Here is a 16,654-nt window from a genome sequence, read left to right as displayed (position 1 = left end):
ATACCCAAGCAATAACCACATCTGCGGAGACACAACATGAAATCATTCAAAGGCAAAGTGGCCGCCATCACCGGCGCAGCATCCGGCATGGGCCGCACACTGGCGGTTCAATTGGCGCGTGAAGGCGCTTCCCTGTCCATCTCCGACGTGGACACCAAAGGCCTGACCGAGACCGTCAAACTGGCCAAATCGGCTGCAGACGAAGCTGGCCATGACATCAAGATCACCAGCCAGGAGCTGGATGTCTCTAGCCGTGCAGACATGTACGCCTGGGCCGACAAAACCGCCAAGGACCATGGCAAAGTCAATCTGATTTTCAACAACGCCGGTGTGGCCTATGCCACCCCGATTGAAGACATTGACTATGACAAGTTCGACTGGATCATGGGCATCAATTTTTGGGGCGTGGTGTACGGCACCAAGGCGTTCCTGCCCTACCTGAAGGCATCCGGCGAAGGTCACATCATCAACACCTCCAGCCTGTTTGGCCTGTGCGCACAGCCCACCCAGTCCACTTACAACGCCACCAAGTTTGCGGTGCGCGGCTTCACCGAAAGCCTGCGTCAGGAACTGGATTTCATGAACTGTGGCGTGTCCGCCACCAGCGTTCACCCCGGTGGCATCAAGACAGCGATTGCCCGCAAGAGCGTGGCTTCTCCCGCCATTGAAAAGTTCACGGGAACGGATGCTGAATCTGGCAAAGCGTTTTTCGAAAAATTCTTCATCACCAGCGCTGAAAAAGCCGCTGACATCATTCTGAAAGCTGTGAAGGGCAACAAGCGTCGCGTACTGGTCGGACCAGACGCCGTGGCCATGGACGCCATGGTGCGTGCACTGCCCGAAAGCTATCAGGCCATCATCGTGGGGCAGATGAAGAAAATGCGCGACAAGCAACTGGCGCGCAAAAAGAAAAACACCGCTGCAGCCAAAGAAACCCAGAAGGCCTGATTTGGCGTCGCTGTTGTTATTCGGTGCCACTGGGGTGGTGGGGCGCGCGGTACTGAACCTTGCGCTCAAACACCCCGATGTGCACCAGGTGACCGCTGTCACTCGCCGCCCCTTGGCGGCGAGCCTGCTGGCCCAACACCCCAAGCTCTGCAACCCGGTGGTCGACATGGCGAACTTGCCCAGCGACGCCCCGTGGTGGAAGGCTGATGCAATCATATGCACGCTGGGCACCACCATCAAACAAGCAGGCACCCCCGAAAAGTTTCGGGAAGTGGACCTGCATTTGGTGAACAATGTGGCCACACTGGCTGCGCGCCATGGCACCCACACGGCTGTGCTCAATTCATCCAGCATGGCCAACCCCAAAGCCCGTGGACTTTACCTGCGCACCAAAGGCGAAGCGGAGCAGGCGGTGCTGAAGGCCGGCTTTCAGCGCGTGGTGATTGCCCGCCCTGGTTTGCTGGACGGGGATCGCGAGGAATTCCGTCTGGGTGAAGAAATTGGGGTAAAAGCCTCCCGACTGTTGAACCCTCTGCTGCCCAAGCGGCTGCGCAGTGTGAAAGTGGAGCGTTTGGCGGCGGTGATGTTGGCTGAAGCCCTGCGCAACAATCCCAACCACACCATTCTGGAATCGGAAAAATTTCAGGCAGACTAATGCCCCACCAATGCATGGCTCGGGGTTTTTAGGCTTTCAACCCATCTTGGTCAACAAACCCTTCAGCGCGCTTAAACGGTCTTTGGGGCTCATCTTGGGCGTGTCATCGGGCAAGTCTTTGTCTTCATCCAATTGAAGTTCTTTAATAAAGCGTGACGGAAAACACGTCACCAACTCGCGGGCCTTTTTGCGCTTGCGGCACCAGGTGATGTTGAGGCTGCGCTGGGCCCGCGTCACCCCCACATACATCAGGCGGCGTTCTTCTTCCAGACGGTCATCGGTCAGTTCGCGGCCTTCCCCCTCACCAAAGCTGGGCAAAATTGCCTCTTCACAGCCAATCAAAAACACATGGGGAAACTCCAGCCCCTTGGCTGCATGCAGCGTGGACAGCTGGACTGCATCCGGGCGGGTGCCATCTTCCTGTCGGTCCAGCATGGTGATCAGCGCCACTTTCTGGGTCAGGTCGAGCAGGTTCTGCCCGTCCTCCTCGCCTTTCTCGCCCATCCACTTCACAAAGTCGAGCACGTTCTGCCATTTGGCTTGCGCACCCCGTTCATCGTGCTGTTCATACAGCCATTCTTCATAGTTGATGGCCTTGATGAGTTCATTGAGCAACTCACCAGCCGGCTCACGCTGAGCGCGATATTCCAGGTTGTTGATGAAAGTGCCAAAGGTGCGCAAGGCCTGCACCATGCCCTCATTCAACTGGCTTTCCAGCCCGGTTTCAAACAGGGCTTCAAACAGCGACACGCCCCGGTTGCCAGCATAGGTGCCCAAGGTTTCCAGGGTTTTCTGGCCAATGCCGCGCTTCGGTGTGGTGATGGCGCGGATGAATGCCGGGTCATCATCGGAATTCACCAGCAAACGCAAATAGGCCAGCACATCCTTGATTTCGGCCCGCTCAAAAAAGCTTTGCCCGCCGCTCAGGATATACGGGATTTTTTGCCGCCGCAGCGCCTGCTCCAGAATACGTGCCTGGAAGTTACTGCGGTACAGCACCGCATAATCGCCGTATTTCGAGCGGCGCTCGAAGCGGTGCCCACTGAGCATCATGGCCACTTGTTCAGCCTCATGCTCGTCATCGTTCATGGCCGTGATCACAATCGGCTCACCCGGGCCGTGGTCGCTCCACAGGGTTTTCTTGAACAACTTGGGGTTGTGCTCAATCAAGCGGTTGGCCGCCTGCAAAATGCGCAAGGTGGACCGGTAGTTCTGTTCCAGCTTGATGACTTTCAACTGCGGATAGTCTTCCGTGAGCTGGCGCAGGTTTTCCAGCGTGGCGCCCCGCCAAGCGTAAATCGCCTGGTCATCATCACCCACCGCGGTGAACATGGCGCGCGGCCCGGCAATCAAACGCAGCAGATCGTATTGGCAAGCATTGGTGTCCTGCACCTCATCCACCAACAGGTAGCGCAAACGGTTTTGCCATTTGTTGCGCACCTCCTCATTGCTGGCCAGCAGCCGGGTGGGTTTCAAAATCAGGTCATCAAAATCCACCGCCTGGTAAGCGGCCAGCGTGGCCTCATAGCTTTTGTACAGGCGGGCCAATTGGGCTTCATCATCGTCGGTGGCCTCAACCAGTGCGGTGTCCGGGTCCTTCAGTCCGTTTTTCCAAAGGGAAATGGTGCTTTGAGCCTTGCGGATGAGTTGCTTGTCGGTGGTGCTGTAGAGCTGCTGCACCAAGCCAAAGGTGTCGGTGGAATCGAGAATGGAGAAGCGGTTTTTCAGCCCGGCGTGGGCATGTTCTTCACGCAGTATGCGCATGCCCAAGCTGTGGAATGTACACACCAGAAGGCCCTTGCCCTCACCGTCTTTCAACAGCTTGGCCGCACGCTCTTCCATTTCCTTGGCGGCTTTGTTGGTGAAGGTGACTGCCGCGATATTGCGGGCCTGCACACCCTGGTTTTGAATCAGGTGGGCAATTTTTTGGGTAATCACACGGGTTTTGCCCGAGCCGGCACCGGCCAGCACCAAGCAGGGGCCGTCCACGTAATTCACTGCCTCACTTTGGGCTTTGTTCAGGCCGATGGTCATGGTCAGAATTTTAACAGAGCCGCTTCGGGGGCACTTAGAGTTCGACCGGATCCACCTCCAAAAACCACCGTACGCTGCCTGCGTGCTCGTACAGAAGGGGCAACCACGCGGACAGGAAACGGTGCAATGCAGGTCGGGACTCACTCTCAATCAGCATTTGTGCACGCTCAATGCCGCCGACCCGGACCACCGTCAATGGCACCGGGTCGCACAGGTACACAGGTTCATCCGGCTGGATGAGCGGGTCACCCAGCTCACGGGCTGTTTTCAAAAAAGCCAGGCAATTGCCCAGGGTGCGATGGTCTGCACGGATGGTGGCCTGGTAGGAGAACGGCGGCATCCGCGCTTCACGCCTTGCCTGCATTTCATGGCTGGCAAAGCGCTCATAGTCGTGGGCCTTCAATGCTTCAAACAAGGGGTGTTGCGGGTAGCGGGTCTGCACCAGCATGGTTGCTTCGCCACCGCGGCGGCCTGCCCGGCCAGCCACCTGCATCAGTTGGGCAAACAGGCGCTCAGGCGCACGGTACGCATGCGAAAACAGGGATGCATCCACATTCAGGGCCAACACCAGGTTCACATTGGCAAAGTCATGCCCCTTGGCGATCATTTGGGTGCCAACCAGCACATCGGCCCGTCCGGAATGCGCCTCGTCCAGCAAAGCCTCCATCTGCCCCTTGTTGCGGGTGCTGTCGGCGTCAATGCGCAGCACGGTGGCCTTGGGCAACAGGCCCGCCAAGGTTTCTTCAATGCGCTGGGTGCCACGGCCAAAACCGGTCAAGTCCTGGTTGCCGCAACAGGGGCACTGCACCGGCACGCGCTGGGCAGCCCCACAATGGTGGCAGCGCAGGTTTCGCTCGCTTTTGTGCCACACCATGTGGGCAGTGCAGTGTTCACAGTTGGACACCCAGCCACAACCCCCGCACACCAGCTGCGGCGAGTAGCCACGCCGGTTCAAAAACACAATGCTCTGTTTGCCCGCCTCAAAGGTGCTGACCAGCGCTTGCATGGCGGGCTCGCTCAAACCTTCTTTGGCGGGAAAATTGGCGGTGTTGATCAATTCGACCCTGGGCAGGCTGGCTCCGGTCACGGCGCGTTGGGTGAGGGTTAAACGCTTGTACTGGCCTCCCTCGGCTTTTTGCCAGGTTTCCAGCGACGGGGTGGCTGAACCCAGCACCACCGGCACGCCACGCTGCTTGCCCAGCATCAGGGCCAAATCCCGGGCCTGGTAGCGCATGCCATCCTGTTGTTTGTACGACGGGTCGTGCTCCTCGTCCACAATCACCAAGCCCAGGCGTGGCATGGGGGTTAACACCCCCAGGCGCGTGGCAATCAACACATCGGCCGCCCCAGTGGCCGCTTCAAACCAGTGCTTGGTGCGCTGCAGTTCTGGCAGGTTGCTGTGCAGAACCACCACCCGATACGGGGCAAGGCGCGTCTCGTACAAGGCTTGTGCAGCGGGTGTGAGGTTAATTTCTGGCAGCAGTACCAACACCTGCTCGCCGCGCGTCAAGCGTTCCTCCACCGCGTGCAGGTACACTTCGGTTTTGCCGCTACCCGTCACCCCATACAGCAGCAGGGGGGTAAACCCCGCTGCAACTGAACATGCTTGAACAGCGGCTTGCTGCTCCAGCGTTAAAACGGGCGGTGGCGCGGGGTCTGCCTGGGTGGGGTCATGGTCGGCGGAAGTACGTGCCCCACGGGCCGGCGTTTGCCGCGCCTGCAATCGCTTGTCTGCATGGGCCTGTGCCTTGGTGACCATCACCGGTTCTTCGCCGCGGGCGTTCAACACCCGCAGGGCCTTGGGCAAGGCTTCCAGCGCAATCAAGCCCAGCGGGTGGTGGTAATAGCGGGCGGCAAATTCAATGAGTTGGCGCCAGGCACCGTCGAGCAAACTGCCATCATCCAGCACCTGCTCCACCGGCTTCAGACTGTACGCATCCACACCGGCGGATGTCACAACTGCTGCGCAAGTGCCGTGCACCAAACCAATGCGCTTTTGTCGCCCCCACGGGACCACCACGCGCTGACCAAATCGGGGCGCATGTTCAAAGGGCCAGTGGTAGGTGAATGTTTGTGGCAAGGGCACTGCAATCAACACTTCCACGGCTTTTTCCCCCAAGTCGAGGGGTAGCCGGTTGGGTTGGTCTGATTCGTCCTTTTGGGTTGGTTTCTTCACAGCTTACTTTAAGTTTCTTCTCAAGTCGTTCTGAACGCTATGAAATCCCCAAAAGCGATTGCCCCATTGTGGATAACTTTGTGAACATCCGCGGAAAAGCACCGAATTGGGCATACCCCATGCACCGAACCTTGTAAAGGGGTTTATTTTCCAATGCTGATTAACATTTACTAATCAATGACTTACTACACAACATACACTTTGCAGCCCTGATGCGATGCAAAACGGTTCTTCACATCGGTGGCTGTAAAAATGTGCATAACTCCGCCTGTCAAGCACTTCTTTGGCGCCGACTGTAGGTATGGACCGCCTCAATCATTACAGAAACCGCATCTGGATTGGTAAATTGTGAAATACCGTGCCCCAAATTGAACACATGGCCAACGCCGGGCTGCGGCGTGCCAAAGCTCTCCAGGGCCTTGGCCACCTCGGCTTGAATCTGTGGCGGATCTGCAAACAACACGTGGGGATCGATATTGCCCTGCAGTGCACAACGGTCTCCCACCCGAGCGCGGGCATTGCCCAGGTTGACCGTCCAGTCCACACCCAGGGCCGAGGCGCCAGTAGAGGCCAAATCCTCCAGCCACAAACCGCCGCCTTTGGTAAACACGATCGACGGAATAGACTCAACAAACCCGCCCCGGTTGGCCTCCAGCGGCAAGGCTTGAACGATCTGTTTCATGTACTGCAAACTAAATTTCTGAAATGCGCCATCGGCCAGCGCACCACCCCAGCTGTCAAAAATCATCACAGCCTGCGCGCCCGCTTCCACTTGGGCTTTCAGGTACTGGGTCACCGCTTCGGTGGTGACCGTCAAGATGCGGTGCATCAGGTCAGGGCGTTTGTACATCAGGGTTTTGACTTTGCGGAAGTCGCTGCTGCCCCCCCCTTCCACCATGTAACAGGCCAAGGTCCAAGGACTGCCGGAAAAACCGATCAAGGGCACGCGGCCATTCAAGGCGCTGCGGATGGTGCGCACAGCGGCGGTAACGTAGCCCAGCTTCTCTTCAATGTCAGGCACGGCCAACTGGGCCACGTCAGCCTCGTTCTGGATGGGACGTTCGAACTTCGGGCCTTCACCCTCTTCGAAGTACAAGCCCAAACCCATTGCATCCGGTACGGTGAGAATGTCCGAAAACAAAATGGCCGCATCCAGCGGATACCGATCCAAGGGCTGAAGTGTCACTTCACAAGCCATCTCCGGGTTGGTGCACAAGCCCATGAAATTGCCGGCACGGGCGCGCGTGGCGCGGTATTCAGGCAAATAGCGGCCAGCTTGGCGCATCAGCCACACCGGCGTGTAATCGGTCGTTTCCCGACGCAACGCACGCAGGAAAGTGTCATTCTGTACAGGAACGAAACGGGTCATTTCTTTTCTCTGGCTTGTGTGGTGTGGGCCGATGGGTTGGCCCTCGGTGTATTCAAACGCCCAAAAACAGGCGTTGATGCTCTGTCTTCAGGCAGCGGTCCATGACAAAAGGCAATCCGGCAGCGTGCGCCTTTGCCTCCACGAGGTCGTTCCGGATGCCCTGCTGCAGCCAAACGGCCCCTGCACCCACATTCATCGCTTGAGTTAAAACCTCTGGCGTGTGTTCTGCTCGTCGAAACACATCCACCAAGTCAATTTTCAGTCCGGTTTTTTCAACCGCCGTCTTGAGGTCCGGGTAACAGGTTTCATTCATCAATCCGCTGGGGCGACCATCCAGTGATGGGTTAATCGGCAAAATGCGATATCCCACCGATTGAAGATACTTCGCCACAAAAAAACTGGGCTTGTGTGCCTGGGATGAAAACCCGACAACAGCAATGGTTTTGGTCTGCTCCAGCAGTTTTTTCAGGGTTGCATCATCCATGCGGACCTCTCGGTGTTGGTGCTTCGGCGTGTGGTGTCTGGAAGGCACCCATTGTGCCTGAAAACGGCATGCGCTGTATCCAGGCCAGCCCTGCCCGCGTTCCAGCCATGGGTCGATATTCGCATCCAATTCGGCCGCTGTAACCCAATGCATGCAGCACTTCAAATACGCGGGTGTAATCCAGTTCACTCAAACTGGGTTCGTGGCGTTCCGGCACACCCGCAATCTGGATGTGGCCAACCCGACCCGAAGGTAAGTGCGCTTGCAGGCGTTTAATGACATCACCCTGCATGATCTGGCAATGGTACAAATCCATTTGAACCTTTAATCGCGGGCTGTTGAATGTCTGCACCAGTGCATGGGCTTCTTCCTGTGTGGTCAGCAAGTAACCCGGTACGTCACGGGTGTTAATCGGCTCCACCAGCCAGGTGATGTCGGGACAGTGCTCCGTGTTTTTCAGCAGCCAATCCAGGTTCTCGCGGTAACAAGCCCGGGCCTCAGCCCACTGTGCATCGGAAGCCTGCGCAGGCAGGGCACCGGCCAGCACATGCACCAGACCAACATCGAGACACTCCGCGTAGTCGACGGCCTGCTGAATTGCCTGCCGGAACTCAACCCTTCGGTTCGCAAAAACAGCCAATCCACGATCCCCGGCGGCCCAGTTGCCTGCCGGCGCATTGATCAGGGCCCAGCGCACTTGGTGCTGCCGTGCCCGACGGGCCAGGCGGTCAGCCGACACCTCGTATGGAAACATGCACTCCACCCATTCAAAACCGTCTTCTGCTGCGGCCTGAATTCGGTCTTCAAATGCCCATTCGGAGTACATCAGGCTGAGGTTTGCAGCCAGCTTCATTCGATGCTAAACACCAAGTTGGGGTCAAAAAACGGATTCTCGAATACACGGGGGGTTACCACGCCTTCTTTGTCCAGGCGTTTGGCCTTGCCCTTTTTACGGACATAGCCCCGGGGGTTCACCAATACGCGGGTTGCTCCGCCATTTTGATGAACGGTGTAGTCGAATGAGTCATGCATGTGCCCATGCAGCCAGACTTGCGCCTTGCCCATCAATGCGCTCAAATCGGATACGAAGGCGGCGTTGATCGGACTGAGGTGAAAACGGGGGTGAATGCTTTGGGCGTGGGGTGCGTGGTGAGTGATCACGACGGTGGTGCCGTCGAAAGGCTTGTCCAGTTCGCCCCGCAACCAATCCACATTCTGCGCATGCAAGTCCATGCCCATGGCGGGCGTAAACTGCTTGCCTTTGTAGCGAATCAGTTTGTAGTCCGGCAAAAAGGCTTTGGCGACCAATTGCGCACCCAAGCGCCACCCGGGCTGAATGTTGAAATCGGTCCACAAGGTGCAACCCAGAAACCGGACGCCATCCAGCACGACACTTCGTCGCTGCAAATAATGCAGTCCGGTCTTGTCGGCCAATTCGGCCAGTTGATCATCCAGAATTTCTATGTCGTGGTGGTAATACTCATGATTGCCGGCCACATACACATGGCCTTTTTCACCGAGGTTGGCCAAAGCCTGAAGCCCGGCCACGCCCTGGTGAATATCGCCGGCCAACACAATCCGGTCAGCCGGTTTCTTGGGGCGGGGAATGTTTGAGAACGCCGGAAAATTTCTGAGCGTTTCAAGGTGCAGGTCAGAGTACAGCGCGATGTCCATGACTGTATTCTAACCTGCCTTTGTGGACGCATTTGCGGCCACATTGGATGAATCACACGCCTTCAGTCATCAACGCCTGGCTCATCTGTTCAATACAACGCAAAATGTGGTCCTCCAGCACCCGGGCGTCAACATGGCGCCAGTCCAGTCGGTTGATGAACACCAAATGGTCCTGCTGATCACTTAGACCAAACCAGGTCGGAATGGGTGTTGCGGCGCCCATTTCACGATTGGCATGCAGCACTTTTTTCGCACTTTCAAAGTTCTCCAGCCGAAACCTTGGCATGCCAATCTGAATGTCCATCCAGTGAATGCCCTCCATCTCGCCGGGTATCAAACGCACTGGATGGTCATTGATGTAGAACACCGGCCCAACCGGTGTTTTTTCACTGGGGCGTTTGGCACCAAAATCATTCAGGAGTTGGTCAAATTGTTCGTACATGCGTCACCCACTTCAACAGGAATACTGTTGAGTGAGCCGGGCTGACATTCAGTTCCCGAAGGATCCGCTCAGCTTTTTCAAGCGCAATAAAAAAGCCGCAGATTGCGCTGCGGCTTTTCGGCACTGCTTTGGACTGACTGAAAAAATCAGCGTGTTTTGCGCAACCGCTTGATGGCTGCCAGCTGGGCAATGGCGGACGCCAGTTCGGCCTGCGCCTGAGCGTAATCCACATCACCCGCCTTGTTGGCCATGGCTTCCTCGGCCAAGCGCTTGGCCTCGGCCGCTTTGGCCTCGTCCAAGTCTTTTCCGCGGACGGCAGTGTCAGCCAAAACGGTGACACCGTTGGGCTGCACTTCCAAAATACCACCGTTGACGAACACCACTTCATCTTCAGCCTGACCGGGCACTTTCATGCGCACAGTGCCAGCCTTGATCCGGGTGATCAGCGGGGTGTGGCGAGGATAAATCCCCAACTCACCTTGTTCACCGGGCAGGGCAACGAATTCCACTTCACCTTCGAAGATGGATTCTTCCGCACTGACAACGTCCACGTGAATGGTCGACATACTCGTTTCCTTTGTGATCCGGTTGAGCCGGGCCTTGTGGCCCGGCCAACTTGTTCACGGCATCGGATTACTGAATCTTCTTGGCTTTCTCGAAGGCTTCGTCGATGGTTCCCACCATGTAGAAAGCCTGCTCGGGCAAGTGGTCACACTCACCAGCCACGATCATCTTGAAGCCGCGGATGGTTTCCTTCAGAGGCACATATTTACCAGGCGAGCCGGTAAACACTTCGGCCACTGTGAACGGCTGAGACAGGAAACGCTGGATCTTACGAGCGCGGGCCACAACGAGTTTGTCGTCGGGGCTCAGTTCGTCCATACCCAGAATCGCGATAATGTCACGCAGTTCTTTGTAGCGCTGCAGTGTTTGCTGCACGGCACGGGTGGTGTTGTAGTGCTCTTCACCAATCACGTTGGGATCAACCTGGCGTGAGGTGGAGTCCAGTGGATCCACAGCGGGGTAAATACCCAACGCAGCGATGTCACGGGACAGCACCACGGTCGCGTCCAAGTGGGCGAACGTTGTGGCAGGAGACGGATCGGTCAAGTCGTCCGCAGGTACGTACACGGCCTGAACCGATGTAATCGAACCTTTCTTGGTGGATGTAATCCGCTCTTGCAGACGGCCCATTTCTTCAGCCAGTGTCGGCTGGTAACCCACCGCAGAAGGCATACGACCCAGTAGCGCGGACACTTCGGTACCCGCCAGGGTGAAACGGTAAATGTTGTCCACGAACAGCAGAACGTCACGGCCTTCGTCACGGAAGTATTCGGCCATGGTCAGACCAGTCAGCGCAACACGCAGACGGTTACCGGGCGGCTCGTTCATCTGGCCGTACACCAGCGCAACCTTGTCCAACACGTTGGAATCTTTCATCTCGTGGTAGAAGTCGTTACCCTCACGAGTACGCTCACCCACACCCGCAAACACGGAGTAACCACCGTGCTGTTTGGCGATGTTGTTGATCAGTTCCATCATGTTCACGGTTTTACCCACACCGGCACCACCGAACAGGCCCACCTTACCGCCCTTGGCGAACGGGCAAACAAGGTCAATCACCTTGATACCGGTTTCCAACAGTTCTTGGGAGGGGGACAGTTCATCAAAAGCGGGGGCTTTCTGGTGAATCGCGCGAGTTTGCTCGGCGTTCACAGGGCCAGCCTCGTCGATGGGGCGACCCAGCACGTCCATGATACGGCCCAGCGTGGCTTGACCCACGGGTACGTTGATGGGCTTGCCGGTGTTCTTCACCACCATGCCACGGCGCAGGCCGTCTGATGCACCCAAACAGATGGTGCGAACCACGCCGTCGCCCAGCTGCTGCTGAACTTCGAGTGTGAGCTCGGAACCTTCCATGGTCAGTGCGTCGTACACTTTCGGCATCTGGTTGCGAGGAAACTCCACGTCAATCACCGCGCCGATACACTGTACGATCTTTCCTTCGTTAGTCGCAGTACTCATCGTTTTTTCCTTAATTCAAAATCGTTCTGAACTCACACTCAAACCGCAGCAGCGCCGCCCACGATTTCTGCCAACTCTTTCGTGATGGCAGCCTGACGGGCTTTGTTGTAGGTCAATTGCAGTTCGCTGATCACATTCTTGGCATTGTCGGACGCGGCTTTCATCGCAACCATACGAGCCGATTGCTCAGACGCCATGTTCTCGGCCACAGCTTGGTACACCAGCGCCTCGACATAACGCAGCAGCAGATCATCGATCACTGCCTTGGCATCGGGCTCGTAGATGTAGTCCCAAGACATGGAGCCTTCGTCAGCCTGCAAGCGGTCGCCACCCAGTGGCAGTAGCTGTTCAAACACAGCCTCCTGCTTCATGGTGTTCACGAAACGCGTGTAAGCCAAATACACCGCATCCACTTCACCAGCCACATAGGCGTCGAGCTGGACCTTGATGGCGCCGATCAACGTGTCGAGGTGAGGGGTGTCGCCCATCGCCACAACTTTTGAACTCAGTTCCACGCCAACGCGGCCGAAGAAACCTGCACCTTTGGATCCGATTGCCGTTGCACGCACCTTGGCACCTGCCGCTTCAAACTCTTGAAACTTGTTGGTGACCAAACGCAGAACGTTGGTGTTCAAACCGCCGCACAGACCTTTATCAGTCGTGACAACGATTGCTGCCACATTCTTGATGGTGTCGCGGGCAACCATGTACTCGTGGCGATATTCAGGGTTGGCTTTGGCCAGGTTGGCGCAAATGTTGCGCACCTTGTCTGCATACGGACGAGCCGCACGCATCCGGTCCTGGGCCTTGCGCATCTTGGATGCGGCCACCATTTCCATCGCCTTGGTGATCTTGCGCGTGTTTTGAACGCTCTTGATCTTGCTTCGGATTTCCTTCATTCCTGACATCGTATTTCCTCCAGTCCCCGAGAGAGGCTTCGTGAGCCCCTCTCAGTTATGCGGTGGTACAACCAGATTGCTCTGATTAATACGCGCCAGTTTTCTTGAATGACTTGACAGCCTCGTGCAGCTTGGGCTCGTCGTCTTTCGACAACTCCTGAGTCTGCTCGATGCGGTCAATCAGGTCCTTGTGGCTGGTCTGCATGAACTGGCGCAATCCGTTTTCGAAAGGCAGTACATTCTTCACATCCACATCATCCAGGTAACCGTTGTTGATGGCGAACAGGGCCAAAGCCATTTCCCAGGTTTGCAACGGTGCAAACTGAGGCTGCTTCAACAGTTCGACCACGCGCTTGCCGCGCTCCAACTGACGGCGTGTTGCGTCGTCAAGGTCGGAAGCGAACTGGGCAAACGCGGCCAATTCACGATACTGGGCCAAGTCGGTACGAATACCACCGGACAGCTTCTTCACCACCTTGGTCTGTGCGGCACCGCCCACGCGAGACACGGAAATACCCGCGTTGATCGCTGGACGAACACCGGCGTTGAACAAGTCGGTTTCCAGGAAGATTTGACCGTCGGTAATCGAAATCACGTTGGTTGGAACGAACGCGGTTACGTCACCAGCCTGGGTTTCAATGATGGGCAACGCGGTCAAAGAACCGGTCTTGCCTTTCACTTCACCCTTGGTGAATTTTTCAACGTACTCTTCGTTCACGCGGGCTGCGCGTTCCAGCAAGCGGCTGTGCAGGTAGAACACGTCACCGGGATAGGCTTCACGGCCAGGTGGGCGACGCAGCAACAGGGAAATCTGACGGTAGGCCACGGCCTGCTTGGACAGGTCGTCATACACGATCAGGGCGTCTTCGCCGCGGTCACGGAAGTATTCGCCCATGGTGCAACCGGCGTAAGGCGCCAGGTATTGCATCGCGGCGGATTCGGACGCAGAAGCGGCCACCACAATGGTGTAGTCCATGGCACCGCACTCTTCCAGCTTGCGAACCACGTTCTGAATGGAAGAGGCCTTTTGACCCACAGCCACGTATACGCAGTAAACGCCTTTGCCCTTCTGGTTGATGATGGCGTCGATGGCCACAGCGGTTTTACCTGTCTGACGGTCGCCAATGATCAGCTCACGCTGACCACGGCCAATCGGCACCATGGAGTCAATCGCCTTAATACCGGTTTGCACAGGCTGGGAAACCGATTTACGGTCGATCACGCCCGGCGCAACCTTTTCGATCACGTCAGTCATTTTCGCGTTGATCGGGCCTTTGCCATCGATGGGCTGCCCCAGTGCGTTCACTACACGGCCCAGCAGTTCACGGCCAACAGGCACTTCCAGAATACGACCGGTACACTTCACCAGGTCGCCTTCAGAAATGTGCTCATATTCACCCAAAATAACGGCACCCACGGAATCGCGTTCCAGGTTAAGCGCCAGGCCGAATGTGTTGCCGGGGAATTCCAACATTTCACCCTGCATTACATCCGACAAACCATGAACGCGGCAAATACCGTCGCTCACGGACACCACAGTACCTTGTGTCCGGATGTCGGCCGATGATCCGAGGCCTTCGATCCGGCTCTTGATCAGTTCACTGATCTCAGAGGGATTGATCTGCATATTGATTGCTCCAATTTCGTTTGAGGCCAAGTCAGGCTGTCAAAGCCGCCTTCATCGCGTTGAGTTTGCCGCGCACCGAACTATCCAAAATCTGGTCGCCCACGGTGATGCTAACGCCACCGATGAGAGACGCGTCCACCTGAACGGCGACGTTCAACTTGGAACCAAATTTCTTTTCCAATGCGCCACGAATGTTCTGAATGTCTGCGTCCGACATCGGGAAGGCTGATGCAATGACCGCATCGGCCACACCTTCGTGCGCATTTTTCAGTTCAGCGAACTGTCGAGCGATTTCTGGCAGGGCCAGCAAACGGCCATTTTCCACAAGCGCAGCCAAAAAGTTACGGGCTTGCGCTTCCGCCGGTGTCTTGGTCAGTTCAACGAACAGGTCCAGCACCTGCTGGGCCGACAACTTTGGATTGTTGGCCAACAGAGAAATGTCTGAATTGCTCGCAACCGCCGACCATGACTCAAGCCAATCATTCCACTGGGCCACATTGGAAGTTTTGGCAACTTCGAATGCCGCTTCAGCGTAGGGACGGGCGATGGTGGATAGTTCGACCATGTTTAATATCCTTCAGCGTAGGGCTTACAGCTCAGCTTTGAGTTGATTCAGCAAGTCCGCGTGGGCCTGGGCGTTGATTTCCTTTTTCAGGATTTGTTCAGCACCTTTCACCACCAGTGTTGCCAGCTCAGCACGCAGCTGGTCACGCGCACGTTGTGCTTCGTTGGCCGCTTCGGCTTCAGCTTGCGCAAGAATTCGCTTGCGCTCAACTTCGGCTTGTTGTTTCGCCTCATCAATGATCTGCTGGGCACGCTTTTCGGCATCCGCCAGGCGCTGCTGGTTTTCAGAACGCACTTGCGCGAGCTCCTGTTCAACCTTGCGACCGGCATCGGCCAGAGCTTGCTTGCCCCGTTCAGCAGCGGCCAGGCCGTCTGCGATTTTTTTCGCACGCTCGTCAATGCTCTTGATCAAGGGGGGCCACACGAATTTCATCGTGAACACCGCCAAAATGAAGAAAACGACGAGCTGTGCAAACAGCGTTGCGTTTAAGTTCACGGCATGTTTCCTCTAAAACGCACGGACAAACTTAAAACGTCCGTGCGGTGTTGTTCGAAGGAAGTGGCTGTAAATTAACCAACGAATGGGTTGGCAAACGCGAACATCATCGCAATACCAACACCGATCAGGAACGCAGCGTCGATCAGACCAGCCAACACGAACATTTTTGTTTGCAGTTCGTTCATCAGTTCTGGCTGGCGAGCAGAAGCTTCCAGGTACTTACCACCCATGATCGCGATACCAATACAGGCACCAATCGCACCCAAACCAATGATCAGGCCACAAGCGAGAGCTACGAGAGCAACGTTAGTCATGACGACAACTCCTTCAATTTAAGAAAAGTGAAAAATCAAAAAAACCAAAAACCAAAACCGGTGTATTCAAATTGCCATGCGGCTTAGTGCGCCGTGTGCGCTTGACCGATGTAGATCAAGGTCAGCATCATGAAAATGAAGCCTTGCAGCAGAACAATCAGAATGTGGAAAATTGCCCAGATAGAGCCGGCGATCACGTGGCCGAGGAAAGCAAACGCACCCCCCATGGACAATGCAGCAGCGCTTCCAAGCAATGCAATCAGCATGAACACCAACTCACCGGCGTACATGTTGCCGAACAGTCGCATACCCAGCGACACGGTTTTGGCAGCAAATTCAATCAGGTTCAACAGGAAGTTGGGCAACCACAACAGCGGGTTGGAGCCAAACGGCGCGCAAAACAATTCGTGCACGAAACCACCAGCACCCTTGATCTTCACCGAGTAATACAACATCAGGCAGAGCACACCCAAAGACATGCCCAGTGTGCCGTTCAGGTCGGCCGTGGCCACCACACGCAGGTAAGCGTGGTGCGGATCGTGAACCACGCCCAGCGCTGTGCCAACGTGTTCCCAAATTTTAGGCAACAGGTCAACGGGCAAGAAGTCAAAGCTGTTCATGACCACCACCCAAACAAACACGGTGAGGGCCAGGGGCGCGATGAACTCACGGTTGCCATGAACGATGGATTTGGACTGGTTCTCAACCATCTCAACCAGCATTTCAACAAAACCCTGAAGGCGGCCAGGCACACCGGCAGTGGCTTTGCGTGCAGCCAGGCTCAACAGGAAAATGGTGATGAGGCCAGACAGAACCGAGAAGAAAATGGTGTCGTAATTGAGAACGGAGAAATCGACGATGAACCCTTGCTTCACGGATTGAAAGTGTTGCAAGTGATGGACGATGTATTCCGAGGGAGTTGTCCCTGTACCAGTGGTTGCCAT

The 16,654-nt window shown here is 56.2% G+C and carries 17 protein-coding genes; 2 read left to right on the top strand and 15 right to left on the bottom strand.

All coding sequences use genetic code 11. The annotated features are described in order from the left end of the window. Positions 1 to 36 precede the first annotated feature (36 nt). Both NQT62_RS04330 and NQT62_RS04325 read left to right on the top strand, forming a co-directional pair. Entirely contained in the window at positions 37 to 948 is a 912-nt protein-coding gene (locus NQT62_RS04330) for an SDR family NAD(P)-dependent oxidoreductase (RefSeq protein WP_256763367.1), read from the top strand. 1 nt (position 949) lies between these two features. Next, the gene (locus NQT62_RS04325; protein ID WP_256763366.1) at positions 950 to 1,603 is read left to right on the top strand and encodes an NAD(P)H-binding protein; all 654 of its coding nucleotides are present in this window, start codon (positions 950 to 952) and stop codon (positions 1,601 to 1,603) included. Positions 1,604 to 1,639: 36 nt separating this feature from the next. On the opposite strand, the gene NQT62_RS04320 is transcribed toward NQT62_RS04325, so the two are convergent. From NQT62_RS04320 to atpB, 15 genes are all read right to left on the bottom strand, one after another. Beyond that, entirely contained in the window at positions 1,640 to 3,637 is a 1,998-nt protein-coding gene (locus NQT62_RS04320; RefSeq protein ID WP_256763365.1) for a UvrD-helicase domain-containing protein, read from the bottom strand. A gap of 34 nt (positions 3,638 to 3,671) precedes the next feature. Then, positions 3,672 to 5,813 carry a primosomal protein N' gene (locus NQT62_RS04315; RefSeq protein ID WP_256763363.1) on the bottom strand — a complete coding sequence of 714 codons (2,142 nt, stop codon included), beginning with the start codon at positions 5,811 to 5,813 and terminating at the stop codon, positions 3,672 to 3,674. Positions 5,814 to 6,084: 271 nt separating this feature from the next. Next, complete coding sequence (hemE, locus tag NQT62_RS04310) at positions 6,085 to 7,182, bottom strand: uroporphyrinogen decarboxylase (protein WP_256763362.1); 1,098 nt, start codon at positions 7,180 to 7,182, stop codon at positions 6,085 to 6,087. Between the two features lie 52 nt (positions 7,183 to 7,234). Further along, positions 7,235 to 7,666 (bottom strand): CoA-binding protein, encoded by a 432-nt coding sequence (locus tag NQT62_RS04305; RefSeq protein ID WP_256763361.1) that lies wholly within the window; start codon positions 7,664 to 7,666, stop codon positions 7,235 to 7,237. Then, the gene (locus NQT62_RS04300) at positions 7,659 to 8,519 is read right to left on the bottom strand and encodes a hydroxypyruvate isomerase family protein (protein WP_256763360.1); all 861 of its coding nucleotides are present in this window, start codon (positions 8,517 to 8,519) and stop codon (positions 7,659 to 7,661) included. Before NQT62_RS04300 ends, NQT62_RS04305 begins: the two co-directional genes overlap by 8 nt. Then, the gene (locus tag NQT62_RS04295) at positions 8,516 to 9,340 is read right to left on the bottom strand and encodes a metallophosphoesterase (RefSeq protein ID WP_256763359.1); all 825 of its coding nucleotides are present in this window, start codon (positions 9,338 to 9,340) and stop codon (positions 8,516 to 8,518) included. The genes NQT62_RS04300 and NQT62_RS04295 overlap by 4 nt, the downstream gene beginning before the upstream one ends. A 52-nt stretch (positions 9,341 to 9,392) precedes the next feature. Continuing rightward, on the bottom strand, positions 9,393 to 9,782 hold the full coding sequence (locus NQT62_RS04290; RefSeq protein ID WP_256763358.1) for a type III secretion system chaperone family protein: 390 nt from the start codon (positions 9,780 to 9,782) through the stop codon (positions 9,393 to 9,395). A 146-nt stretch (positions 9,783 to 9,928) separates the two neighbouring features. Beyond that, on the bottom strand, positions 9,929 to 10,348 hold the full coding sequence (locus NQT62_RS04285) for a F0F1 ATP synthase subunit epsilon (RefSeq protein WP_256763357.1): 420 nt from the start codon (positions 10,346 to 10,348) through the stop codon (positions 9,929 to 9,931). 67 nt (positions 10,349 to 10,415) lie between these two features. Continuing rightward, the gene (atpD, locus tag NQT62_RS04280) at positions 10,416 to 11,807 is read right to left on the bottom strand and encodes a F0F1 ATP synthase subunit beta (RefSeq protein ID WP_256763356.1); all 1,392 of its coding nucleotides are present in this window, start codon (positions 11,805 to 11,807) and stop codon (positions 10,416 to 10,418) included. Between the two features lie 38 nt (positions 11,808 to 11,845). After that, complete coding sequence (atpG, locus tag NQT62_RS04275; protein ID WP_256763355.1) at positions 11,846 to 12,715, bottom strand: F0F1 ATP synthase subunit gamma; 870 nt, start codon at positions 12,713 to 12,715, stop codon at positions 11,846 to 11,848. A 76-nt stretch (positions 12,716 to 12,791) separates the two neighbouring features. Beyond that, on the bottom strand, positions 12,792 to 14,333 hold the full coding sequence (atpA, locus tag NQT62_RS04270; RefSeq protein ID WP_256763354.1) for a F0F1 ATP synthase subunit alpha: 1,542 nt from the start codon (positions 14,331 to 14,333) through the stop codon (positions 12,792 to 12,794). Between the two features lie 31 nt (positions 14,334 to 14,364). Next, positions 14,365 to 14,898, bottom strand: coding sequence for a F0F1 ATP synthase subunit delta (locus NQT62_RS04265; RefSeq protein WP_256763352.1), 534 nt, complete (start codon positions 14,896 to 14,898; stop codon positions 14,365 to 14,367). Positions 14,899 to 14,922: 24 nt separating this feature from the next. Continuing rightward, on the bottom strand, positions 14,923 to 15,393 hold the full coding sequence (locus tag NQT62_RS04260) for a F0F1 ATP synthase subunit B (protein ID WP_256763351.1): 471 nt from the start codon (positions 15,391 to 15,393) through the stop codon (positions 14,923 to 14,925). A gap of 74 nt (positions 15,394 to 15,467) precedes the next feature. Beyond that, positions 15,468 to 15,710 carry a F0F1 ATP synthase subunit C gene (gene atpE / locus NQT62_RS04255; RefSeq protein ID WP_256763350.1) on the bottom strand — a complete coding sequence of 81 codons (243 nt, stop codon included), beginning with the start codon at positions 15,708 to 15,710 and terminating at the stop codon, positions 15,468 to 15,470. Between the two features lie 83 nt (positions 15,711 to 15,793). Beyond that, complete coding sequence (gene atpB, locus NQT62_RS04250; protein ID WP_256763349.1) at positions 15,794 to 16,654, bottom strand: F0F1 ATP synthase subunit A; 861 nt, start codon at positions 16,652 to 16,654, stop codon at positions 15,794 to 15,796.

Source organism: Limnobacter humi, from assembly GCF_024518835.1.
In the GTDB taxonomy this organism is placed as follows: domain Bacteria; phylum Pseudomonadota; class Gammaproteobacteria; order Burkholderiales; family Burkholderiaceae_B; genus Limnobacter; species Limnobacter humi.
The sequence above is the reverse complement of the archived record's forward strand: the minus strand, read 5'-3'. Positions and strand labels throughout refer to the sequence as shown.

Coding starts and splice junctions, on each gene's coding strand:
- NQT62_RS04330 (WP_256763367.1), top strand. CDS start 37: ATGAAATCATTCAAAGGCAAAGTGGCCGCCATCACCGGCGCAGCATCC.
- NQT62_RS04320 (WP_256763365.1), bottom strand. CDS start 3,637: ATGACCATCGGCCTGAACAAAGCCCAAAGTGAGGCAGTGAATTACGTG.
- hemE (WP_256763362.1), bottom strand. CDS start 7,182: ATGACCCGTTTCGTTCCTGTACAGAATGACACTTTCCTGCGTGCGTTG.
- NQT62_RS04305 (WP_256763361.1), bottom strand. CDS start 7,666: ATGGATGATGCAACCCTGAAAAAACTGCTGGAGCAGACCAAAACCATT.
- NQT62_RS04300 (WP_256763360.1), bottom strand. CDS start 8,519: ATGAAGCTGGCTGCAAACCTCAGCCTGATGTACTCCGAATGGGCATTT.
- NQT62_RS04295 (WP_256763359.1), bottom strand. CDS start 9,340: ATGGACATCGCGCTGTACTCTGACCTGCACCTTGAAACGCTCAGAAAT.
- NQT62_RS04290 (WP_256763358.1), bottom strand. CDS start 9,782: ATGTACGAACAATTTGACCAACTCCTGAATGATTTTGGTGCCAAACGC.
- NQT62_RS04285 (WP_256763357.1), bottom strand. CDS start 10,348: ATGTCGACCATTCACGTGGACGTTGTCAGTGCGGAAGAATCCATCTTC.
- atpD (WP_256763356.1), bottom strand. CDS start 11,807: ATGAGTACTGCGACTAACGAAGGAAAGATCGTACAGTGTATCGGCGCG.
- atpG (WP_256763355.1), bottom strand. CDS start 12,715: ATGTCAGGAATGAAGGAAATCCGAAGCAAGATCAAGAGCGTTCAAAAC.
- atpA (WP_256763354.1), bottom strand. CDS start 14,333: ATGCAGATCAATCCCTCTGAGATCAGTGAACTGATCAAGAGCCGGATC.
- NQT62_RS04265 (WP_256763352.1), bottom strand. CDS start 14,898: ATGGTCGAACTATCCACCATCGCCCGTCCCTACGCTGAAGCGGCATTC.
- atpE (WP_256763350.1), bottom strand. CDS start 15,710: ATGACTAACGTTGCTCTCGTAGCTCTCGCTTGTGGCCTGATCATTGGT.
- atpB (WP_256763349.1), bottom strand. CDS start 16,654: ATGGCAACCACTGGTACAGGGACAACTCCCTCGGAATACATCGTCCAT.